The sequence below is a fragment of the Marisediminitalea oceani genome (assembly GCF_003731635.1).
GTDB lineage: Bacteria > Pseudomonadota > Gammaproteobacteria > Enterobacterales > Alteromonadaceae > Alteromonas > Alteromonas oceani.
The window spans coordinates 113,635-123,447 of record NZ_RCUA01000011.1; the positions used below are offsets into that span (position 1 = coordinate 113,635).

Below are 9,813 nucleotides of genomic sequence, written 5' to 3' on the forward strand. Positions count from 1 at the left end.
GCAGTATTTTGATAATTAATCCCTATCTACAGGCCTAAGTGCTTTCTTATCCTTGCGAACGAAGATAATCATCAAATATCTGTAGCGTCTCATTTAACAGTGTTTGGGCAGATTCAACGAGTAACTTCAGAGTATCAAATGGAGCATCAGGTGCCTGCTGTTCTAGCTCAGCCAGCGTTTTATGCAGCGCCTCTGCACCAACATCCCCTGAATTGCCTTTAAGGGCATGAGCTGAAAAACGAAGCTTCTCCCTATCCTGAGCTGAAAGAGCATCTTGTATAGCTTCAAACTTTTGTTCAGCGCCTTTTACAAATAATGATAACAATTGTGCCAGCAGAGGCTCTCTACCACCTAACCGTATTAACGCATCGTCTTTTTTCCAGAGTGGCACAGTAGCAGACTCATTTTCATCCATAACAACATCATCAGCCTTAGCCGGTTTTGGTTCATCCGTGGTTGAAACTGCTGTATCAATATGTTGAGAAAGTTTTCTTATAAGCAAAGAGGGCTCAACGGGTTTCGTAATGTAGTCATCCATGCCTGCAGCCCTACATTTCTCATTTTCACCTTTCATAGCATTCGCTGTCATGGCGATAATGGGTATGTCTTTATAGTGTTCACCGGCACGGCCGGCCCGAATTGCCCGCGTTGCATCGTAACCGTTCATAACGGGCATGTTGCAATCCATCAGGACAACGTTGTAGGTTTCTTTAGAGTTTGCCAAATGTTTAATCGCTTTTTTGCCATTTTCGACCACGGCAACCTTCACGTTGTGGGGTTCTAATATGAAGCGAGCCACCTGGGTGTTGATTTCATTATCATCAACAACGAGTGCCCTGCAGTTGAGTAAGCGGGGCGGCTCAGTTTTATCAGATGAATGGATGTCGGTACTTCGTCGCTCAACATAAGTTTCTGAGTCTAAGGGGCTGCTCCAGGTCTTTTGCCGACTGTCCAATAAAGAGGATAAAAACGAAGAGCGGTAGAGAGGCTCAATTAGGTTAACTGAGCCTTCCGGTAAATCATCCTTGTTTATGGGCATAGCGGAAATTACGATGAATTTAATGCCTCGGCCAAGTTTCGAGACTACCGATTTGAACATAGCTTTTATTTTATTGAAGTCTTCTCGCGACTGATTAACCACGAGCATTGATAACTGCGCCCACTCATCTTCGTTCTGGTAATTACTCATAATAAGTGAATCGCCACCATGGCTATTCACTAACCGCTCAACTAGTGAGTTTAAAGGGCTTTTGTTGACTAAAATACCCATAGTCTGGCCGCTCAACCGCTCTTTACCTTCCAGGGATTTTTCTTCCCAAAGATCTACCGGTAACTCAACGTGGAACGTTGAACCTTTACCCTCGGTTGACTCCACAGTGATCATGCCGCCAAGTAAATCGAGAATTTGCTTACAGATGGAAAGCCCCAGGCCGGTTCCACCATATTTGGCCGAAATGCCTTCATCAGCCTGAGAAAAAGGTTTAAATAATTTGTCCAGGTTTTGCGCTGCAATCCCGGTGCCTGTGTCTGTTATATCTATATGAAGACAAGCGTTGCCATTAGCTACAGCACTCCAGGCTTTAAGCAAAATAAAACCGCCATCGGTAAATTTAATAGCATTGTTGAGTAGGTTGGTTAGCACCTGGGTGAGACGATGTGGATCGCTATTTATCATTGATAATTCGAGATCAACAGTATCAATATAAAAGTCCAGTGACTTTTCATGGGCCACAACTGACATAGTACTGGCAATGCTTTCTATTAATGCTTCGGCATTAAAATGACGATGCTGTAATTCCAGTTTTCCAGCCTCGATTTTTGATAGATCTAAAACGTCGTTGATTAAGCGACGCAGCGCATCAACGCTGTTTTCAGCCATTTGTGTAAGCTCGATCTGCTGAGCGTTTAGTGGTTGATTTTTCAACAGGCTCACTGCGCCGACAATCCCATTTAACGGGGTACGCATTTCATGGCTGATAGTGGAAATAAAATTTGACTTCAGAACGCTGACTTCAAGAGCTTTATCCATTGCAGATTTAAGCTCTAACGTTCTTTCATTTACCGTCGCTTCTAATTGTTGGTTATTCTTTTCAATTTCTGAAGTAGCCTGTTTTTCCGCAGTGATATCACAGGTAACGATCGCAAAGGCGGCTTCCGATTTTGAGTTTTCGACTGGCTGAATTTTTGTCTTTAACCATTTACCAGGAACACCTTGACGCACCAGTTGCCACTCGAAATTTTGTAATGCATTAACTTTGCCGGTTTCAAAGCTGTTTTTGAATACTTCGCACCCAAACCGAGAAAACACATCAGACACAGACTCGCCTAAGCACTCATTACGGTGAACTAAAAATATGTTTTCAAATGCATTATTGACAGTATTAATGTTGCCATACTCATTTACCGTGATGATAGCATCGTCTGCCACATTAACTGCTGATTGCGCTTCTTCTGCCACTTTTAGAAGGTTTGATAGCCGCTTATTGTTGTTACTCAAAAAGAAAAGTCCGAATAGTGCGGCTGCCCAAATGCCAGTGAGAGCCAGGAAAAACTGAAGCCTGATATTATTTAATTCATCCTGATAAATGTCGTCTGGAAACAGAATATAAGGGTGTAATTCACTCCCCTGAGAGTAACCAGAAACAGTTAGCTCATCATCAATTCCCCAATAAAGCTGGTCTGTCGTCGAGTAGTGCAAGAGGTTTGAAAGAGAGGTAGGTGTGACCTTGTAATAACTGGAAAACTCAAGTGAAGGAGCCAAATCGCGGCTATAACGCAACTTACTATCAGGGTGTTTAATAAAAAAGCCCTCAACATCAGTTAGGAGCAAGTCATATTTGTTAGTGACGAGAAGGTCCAGCTCTGCTATTAGGTAACTGACATCGATATTGGCAATTAAGATACCAAAAAAGGCGTTATCTTCTCCATATATTGGCCGGGCAAGTCGGAGTGTGGGACGGTATGGAAATGAGAGCTTTCCATTTTCACGGTTCAGGTCGATGATGGAGACGAATAACTGCTCTTCGGAAAGCTTCGACGTTTCAGTAAAATAATAGCGGTCACTTTTATCCTGAAGGTCGTTGCTGGCGCGAGCCGTAATCAGGTTGTCCAACCGTTCCACCCGAATGAGTTCTTGCCCCTGATTATCCAGAATGCGTAATTGGAAGTAGGCTCGATTGTGCTGCATAAAGCCCATAAAAATTTTTTCAAGTTGCGATTTCCATAAGGCCGTTGTAGTACCGTCCAGCGGATCCACGCCTGTTACACTTGAGCGTGTAAGACCACTTATTGGTGGCGTGGTGTACAAAAAGCCGATGTCTTCTCTGTAGCTAGCGAATTCATTACTTAGATGTACTTCCGCTTCTTTCAGGTTGATTTGCAAATCAGTCAGTAAATTTTCGTTATAACTCGTAACAATCTGTTGGTTACCAGTGAAACCAATAAGCAATGACACGATTGTGGTGACTGCTGCATACAAAGAAAAAGAGAACCTTGAATCCATTAAGATTTTCCCATGTGGCGAAATGGATGGTGTGTCGATTAGCACGAAAAAAATATCAATATTGCTATAATGAATAGACGATAACTATAAGAATAGCAATAAAAAATGACTGAAATCCAAAAGTCTACTAAGATTTATGGAGAAGTCATTATTTGTATTATTGTGTACGAAGGATTGTTGATGAAGCTAGATTTTCAAAAAGGCGTGGTTCTTGCCGTGGATGACCAGGAAGCCGACTTGTTGATTGTGGAAAATGCGCTAAAAGATTATTACTCTGTCATCAAAACCACATCTCCATTCGAGGCGCTTAAACTCGCTGAAAAACACTCGCCCGATGTTATTCTTCTGGATATCGAAATGCCGGATATGGATGGATTTACCCTTTGTAAAGCTCTGCAGGCCATCCCAACGTTGGTTAACACTAGTTTTATTTTTATTACTTCACATAAAGACGTGCAGTCGGAAGCGCAGGCATTAGAAATTGGCGCGGTAGATTTCATATCAAAGCCCATTCATATGGAAGTATGCCGTTTACGCGTAAAAAGCCAGATTACTATAAAACAGCAAGCTCGCTCTCTTCATCAGGCCTATTCAGCCATGCACCGGGAAAAGACCCACCTGAACACAATTTTGCATTGTATCGGCGATGCCGTAATCGCCACCGATAAAGATGCAAAAATTACCTATATTAACCCTGTTGGACAGCGCTTAACTGGTTGGACGGATAAACAAGCGCAAGGGGAGTCGATAGACACGGTAATGAACTTACAGGATGCCAGCAGTGGTAAGAAAATGGAGAACCCACTTAAAGTAGCGCTCAGGCAGAGACGCACTGTTGCAATGGCACTTAATGCAGAACTGGTTGCAAAGGATGGAGAACGCTATCGGGTTGAAGATACAGCGAGCCCGATAGTGGATATGGCAGGGCACTTGAGTGGTGGTGTGATTGTATTTCAGGATGTTACTGATGCCATTGCCATGGCTATTCAGATGACACACCTTACCAATCATGACCAGCTAACCGGGCTTCCGAACCGCGTATTACTCCACGACCGTATGCTACAGTCTATAACGTTGGCAGAAAGTACAGGCCACATGGTCGCAACACTGCTAATTGACCTGGATAATTTCAAATACATTAATGATGCGGTAGGGCATCACCTCGGGGATAATATCATCCAACATGTGGCGAGGCGTCTTGATGGTGTTGTTGACTCCAGGGATACGGTTTCACGCATTGGTGGTGACGAATTTGTGGTAATGATAAGCGATTGTAAAAGTATGAATTGTATCAATCGTGTTTCGTCTCAAATACTGGATGCCATAAATGAACCCTTTGTGCTTAATGGCGAAGAACATCGCTTGTCTGTCAGCATGGGCATATCGATTTACCCAAAAGATGCAAATACGCCGGAAGAGCTGATGCGTCATGCTGACACTGCCATGTATAAAGTAAAAAGCGAGGGGAAGAACAATATCGCGTTTTATTCCAATTCACTTTCTCACGAGTTGGAAGAGCGATTAAGTATTGAAAAGTTGTTGCACCAACGAATAAAAGAAGATGCCTTAGAGGTATATTTTCAACCCAAATATAGCCTCATTAATGGCGAGTTAACAGGTATGGAAGCGTTGGTGAGAATGTTCAATCAGACCGGGCAGTTACTCCCACCCATAGTGTTTATTCCCGTTGCGGAAGAATCTGATCTTATTATTCAGTTGGGCAAACAAGTCCTTGAAAAAAGTTGCCGACAAGCGAAAATGTGGCTGGACGAAGGGCGGCCAACCAAGGTTGCAGTAAATATAGGGGCCGCGCAGTTCAATAAGTTTGGCTTTACTAAAACCGTTGCTGATACGCTGTTAAAGTGCGATTTACCTGCTAAGTATCTTGAGCTTGAGATAACGGAATCAGCTTTGGTTGAAAATATCAACGCCGCCAAGCAAGCCATTACATCTTTGCAAAAGATTGGTATCAGTATCGCCCTGGACGATTTTGGTACGGGTTATTCCAGTTTATCCTACCTTCGTAGCTTTAATTTTAATGTGCTCAAGGTTGACCGTTCCTTTATCAATGACATCGCACTTGAAGAACAAGCCAGGAATTTGTTTAAGGCCATTAAACATCTCGCAGACTCACTGAATTTAAATGTTGTGTGTGAAGGGGTTGAGAATGAAGCGCAACTGAATATATTAAAAGAGATGGGCTGTACCGAAGCGCAAGGTTATTATTTTAGTAAACCATTGCCTGTCGATGAACTGACAAATGCCTGGAAGCCCATTATTCTATGAATTCCACAGACTCAGAGATACTATGAATTTACTAGGCGAGTATACGACATTCAAAGAGCCTCAGTTTCAAACCAAAGCCCTGACAGAGTGCAAGGCAGTGATAGTCGATGATGATAAGTCCAGTCAGTTGGTATTGGCTGCTATCTTGCAAGACATTATTATTACTGAGTGCAGTGATAATAGTTTGAATATGGTGGAGTTTTGCCTGGAGTCAAAACCAGATGTGGTTTTGCTTGATCTAAATATGCCAGGTAAAGACGGTATTACAGTTTGCCGGGAGCTCAAAGCGAACAAATTTACTGCCAATATACCCGTGATCTTCATTACCGGTTCAGGTAAACCCGAAGACCAGGATAGATGTTGGGAAGCTGGAGCCTCTGACTTTATAGTTAAACCAGTAGTGGCATCAACCTTACAGCATCGGGTAAAAAATATCGTATTGAGCAAGCTTCATTTAGATCTGCTTACTGAACAAACCTTCAGAGATCCACTCACCGGGTTATACAATCGTTATTACATGAATGCCGAGATTCCAGCTATTTTTAAGCATTGTGTTAGAGAGCAGGTTAACTTTGGCGTTATGATGATTGATATTGATAATTTTAAATCTTTTAATGACACCTATGGTCACCTGGAAGGCGACAATTGCCTGGCTCAAGTGGCATCGGCGCTAAAAAACACATTACGACGGCCACAAGATAAAATACTAAGGTACGGGGGTGAGGAGTTCGCAGTATTTTTGCCCAATACCGATAGAGAAGGGGTGGGTCAGTTGGCAAAAGCGATGTGTGAAAAAGTGGAGAGCCTGAACATTGAAAACTCAAACTGTGGTAGTGGTGTAATCACCATTAGCCTTGGTTTTGTAGTGTCAAAGCCTGACTATCAAACGTCATTAGCTGGATTGGTTAACGAAGCCGATCTTGCCCTGTTTGAAGCCAAGATGGCGGGTAAAAACCAAGGCGTTGGTCATCGTCTTTAGCTATTAAGGGATAGGCTAAGCTAAGAAAGAGTGTGTCATTTCATTGGAAGAGCGTTTTTTTGGTAATTGGCCTGAAGTGTCAGATAGTAACAAAAAGCGGGAACATCTGAACTGAATGACACCACTTAGTTATAAATCAGTGGTTTTAGATTGAAATAATTAACATCAGCTGGGAGTTATTTTCTAAATCAAGCTTATATCCTTTAATATGACCATCAGCTTCAGTGCGAGAAAAATTACCTCCTGTTATTTTGCTCCCACGTTTGATAAGTACCTTGCGTTTTTCCAAACATAGTCAACAATTGTATAACCAGTACGTTACATTGTTCATCAATATGCTCACAACAAGGCGCGTAGTTTCAGTGGATTATCAAAAGTATGGAACATAGATGAGTTTAACTAAAGCCATCTCGGCACTGTTTTCCTACCACGCAAATGAACCAGATGGTATTTCTGAACAAATGCTTAAAGTATTGGCTAACTACTTTTCGGTTGATTGTCTGATTTTAGGTCGAGATGACGGCAAACTATTAACGCTTTTAGCCAGTGTGGGAGAGGAGGGTTTTGGCGATGATGAAAGCGTCCAGGAGTTAATTACAACGCTTCCACTTCCGTTAGTGGAGCTTTTCGTCAGCCAAACACAGTTCAAGAACAAGACCATCAACTATTTATGCTCTCCTATCTCTGCTGCTTGTGGGTTTCATGGAGCGTTATATTTTTTAAATAGAAATTTACTTCCTGATGAAATGCTCACTAAGAACATTCAACATCAAATTGAAGTTGTGACACAGCTTTTAGCAACGCAAGTTGCTTTGAGCGAAACCAAGCGTGTGTCTCAGAAAAAGTCCGATTCCATGCGTTCTATGGAGAGACTGGCCACTATTGGGTGGTGGGAAGTGGACTTAGTCGAAAATACAATTTACTGGAGCCCGCAAACCAGAGCTATTCATGAAGTGCCCGCTGATTTCGAACCGGATTTAAACACGGCAATTGAGTTTTATAAAGATGGAGAGGACAGAGAGAAAATTTCCAACGGGGTTTTTAATGGTATTTATCATGGAGAGTCCTGGGACCTGGAAGTTAGGATCCTGACATACCATGGTGATGAAAAATGGGTTGCCGCACTGGGTACGGCAGAAATGGTAAATGGTCAGTGCGTGAGACTGTTCGGCGCATTTCAGGATATTGATGAGCGGAAACGAGCAAAGCTGGATGTTGAAAAACAGCGTAATGAGCTGGAACTATTGCTAAATTCCAGAAATCGGCTTTTATCGCGAATTAGTCATGAGTTACGTACACCGGTTAACGCCGTAAATGGAATGCTCCACACCATTGACGCCGGGGTACCGGAGGGAAGTGCCAAAGAGAAGCTATCCATCGCTAAAGCGAATGCTCGCACGTTGATTCGCCTGATAAACGACATTACCGATTTTAACCAGGTCAATCACGAAGAGTTTAGGTTATATTCAACGAAGTTTCTGGTGTCATCCTTACTATCTGGCGTAATGCTTCATTACCAACAACCTTTTAATGAAAAAGGAATACGATTATCTCATTCATTTAATATAAGTGAGGATAGTGTAAAAGGTGATGAAGTTCGTTTGCGCCAAATTCTGACTAATTTACTCGATAATGCTTTAAAGTTTACCCATTCAGGCAAAGTAAGTTTACGTGTGACTACTCATCGTAATGACAGCGTTGTTATATTGCAAGGTAGTGTTATTGATACTGGCATTGGCATTTCTGAAAAGGACATTCCTGAACTTTTCTTACCGTTTTCTCAAACAAACAGTTTTAATAACCTCATTACGCCGGGCAGGGGGCTTGGGCTCTCTATCGTCAAACAGCTTTGCGAAAAAATGAACGGTCATTGCGCTGTAAAGAGTGAGTTTGGCAAAGGAAGTGAGTTTTTCTTTGAGGTATCTTTAAAGGCAGTTGAGCCATCAGAACAACCGGCCGAGCCTGAACAAAAATCATTTAGCGAAATCAATGCTAGATTTAACGTTCTCCTGGTAGATGACGTAGACACTAATCGACTTGTTGCAGAGGTGTTTTTGAATGAGCTTGGTTTAAAGTCAGACCATGCGGTTAATGGTGAAGAAGCGCTATCTGCTTTAAAACGAAGTCACTACGATATTATTTTTATGGATTGCCACATGCCGGTAATGGATGGGTTTGAAGCAACTCAAAAGATAAGGGAAACCAATAACGACAACGTTATTATAATTGCGATGACAGCTGATGTTACTCAGGATAACCAGGCTCGGTGTGAAGAAGCTGGAATGGATAAGGTCATTTTAAAACCTTTAACTATCGAAAAGATAATCGACGTTATTGAATTTTGTACAGGGTTGTCAGCGGTTAATCAAAAGGAATAATTTGTTATGCACAATTACCTGTAACAACACTATTTTTAGTTTAGCTCTAGAATGGTTTGCGAAAGGCAATCTCATTCATTGAACTGGAGAGTCATTTAAATCAGGTGTTTGCGCAGCGTTCGGTATAATGACTCCGCGTAGACAGGCTTGGACAACACATCATCGAATCCTAGTGAGAGGTACTGTTCCACTTGTTGTGTTGCGGCATTGGCAGTAAGCGCAACTACTGGTTTTCTGAAGCCAGAAGCCCTTAATTTTTTTAATGATTCTTCTCCACCCATGACGGGCATATTTATATCTGTTAACACAATATCAGCATAGGAGTCGCGACAAAAATCTAAGACCTGCGCACCATCTGTTACTAATACCAATATTGCGTTGGTTGGTTTCAGCAGTTCCTCCACTACCATTCTATTAATGTCATTATCTTCCGCGACTAATATTGTTTTACCGGTAAAAAGGGGAACGTCTAGTTTGACTTCTTGTCGATGAGATTGACCTGTAATTGCAAGCTTTACTAGCGGTAATTCAACGGTAATGGTTGTACCAATACCTGGTTCACTATCAACTTTTAAAGATCCACGCATTAGCGAAATGAGCTCATTTACAATGTAAGCGATCAATTTAGACCGTCTTTTCCCGGCGGAGCTACCCCGTAAAATAGTCCC

At 42.1% G+C, this 9,813-nt stretch carries 5 protein-coding genes; 3 read left to right on the top strand and 2 right to left on the bottom strand.

All coding sequences use genetic code 11. The annotated features are described in order from the left end of the window. Positions 1 to 46 precede the first annotated feature (46 nt). Positions 47 to 3,502, bottom strand: coding sequence for an ATP-binding protein (locus tag D9T21_RS03425; RefSeq protein ID WP_123323732.1), 3,456 nt, complete (start codon positions 3,500 to 3,502; stop codon positions 47 to 49). A gap of 105 nt (positions 3,503 to 3,607) precedes the next feature. Between D9T21_RS03425 and D9T21_RS03430 the strand changes: the two genes are divergently transcribed. The 3 genes from D9T21_RS03430 to D9T21_RS03440 all read left to right on the top strand — a co-directional run bounded on the left by D9T21_RS03430 (position 3,608) and on the right by D9T21_RS03440 (position 9,145). Then, positions 3,608 to 5,788: an EAL domain-containing protein gene (locus tag D9T21_RS03430; protein WP_123323733.1), complete on the top strand. Its 2,181-nt coding sequence runs from the start codon at positions 3,608 to 3,610 to the stop codon at positions 5,786 to 5,788. A gap of 22 nt (positions 5,789 to 5,810) precedes the next feature. Then, positions 5,811 to 6,767, top strand: a complete 957-nt coding sequence (locus D9T21_RS03435) for a GGDEF domain-containing response regulator (RefSeq protein WP_164464568.1) — start codon at positions 5,811 to 5,813, stop codon at positions 6,765 to 6,767. A gap of 389 nt (positions 6,768 to 7,156) precedes the next feature. Then, the gene (locus D9T21_RS03440) at positions 7,157 to 9,145 is read left to right on the top strand and encodes an ATP-binding protein (RefSeq protein WP_123323735.1); all 1,989 of its coding nucleotides are present in this window, start codon (positions 7,157 to 7,159) and stop codon (positions 9,143 to 9,145) included. A gap of 95 nt (positions 9,146 to 9,240) precedes the next feature. On the opposite strand, the gene D9T21_RS03445 is transcribed toward D9T21_RS03440, so the two are convergent. Further along, positions 9,241 to 9,813 (bottom strand): ATP-binding response regulator (locus D9T21_RS03445; RefSeq protein WP_206427224.1); only part of this gene is annotated, 573 nt, incomplete at its 5' end.